This is a genomic window from Acinetobacter sp. GN11, from assembly GCF_054823985.1.
In genome coordinates this window covers 1-453 of the sequence record NZ_JRVL01000320.1, presented here as the reverse complement: position 1 = coordinate 453, position 453 = coordinate 1, and the positions used below count along the sequence as shown (strand labels likewise).

Genomic DNA, 453 nt, shown 5'->3' with positions numbered 1-453 from the left:
TCAACTCATCTAGAATATAAAAAATGACTATTTTATTTCCTTTAGAATAAAGATTACCATACTCTCTCTTCAAATTTTCATTTGTAAATACTACTCCTTCATATATATTATCTTCAGTATTATTTGAAACAATAGTTATCATTGTATTATCATCAACAAAAACATTTCCCTTACTAAGCTCAACTATTACCCCACTTACAATATATTTTTCAATATTACCTTTTTCAACATTATCCCACCACTCACTTGTTCCATATAAACCATATACTCCACTTAAACCACTATTAGTCGTACTATCCAGGGTCAAAGCATGTGTAGATTTTATCTCATCCTCCCCATTCTTCTCTAACCAAGTTTTTAAATCATAAACTAACTTATATCCTTGATTAATTAGCGCAGAATTTTCTATCATTTTATTTAATCTTTATCCATTTTATACTTTACAATCATCTA

The 453-nt window shown here is 27.6% G+C and carries 1 protein-coding gene; it reads right to left on the bottom strand.

Annotated elements, in window-relative coordinates:
* Positions 1 to 412: hypothetical protein (locus NL42_RS18800; protein ID WP_461313905.1), on the bottom strand; the 412-nt coding region annotated here is incomplete at its 3' end.
* Between the last annotated feature and the right edge of the window lie 41 nt (positions 413 to 453).